The sequence below is a fragment of the Sedimentibacter sp. B4 genome (assembly GCF_000309315.1).
Taxonomy (GTDB): domain Bacteria; phylum Bacillota; class Clostridia; order Tissierellales; family Sedimentibacteraceae; genus Sedimentibacter; species Sedimentibacter saalensis.
Genome location: NZ_CANG01000333.1, coordinates 1 through 203, shown reverse-complemented (window position 1 = coordinate 203; position 203 = coordinate 1). Strand labels below are relative to the sequence as shown.

Genomic DNA, 203 nt, shown 5'->3' with positions numbered 1-203 from the left:
TGAACTGGGCCAGGTAGACGGGGGGAACTCGAGGTCGAGGAGCTTCAGGTTCGGCATCGAGGAGATGTTGCCGATCACCGAGGAGAGCAGCAGGGGAAGGTTGTCGTAGAAGTTGATCCATGGGAACGCCACCCGCAGCACGAAGGTGCGGGGCTCGTCCCTGGGGACCTGAGCGATCAGTTCGTAGTTCGGGACGCTGTAGA

1 pseudogene is annotated in these 203 nt (G+C 61.1%); it reads right to left on the bottom strand.

Annotated features, from left to right (window positions below):
• Positions 1-203, bottom strand: a pseudogene (locus BN358_RS11300) (hypothetical protein); the annotation flags it as partial.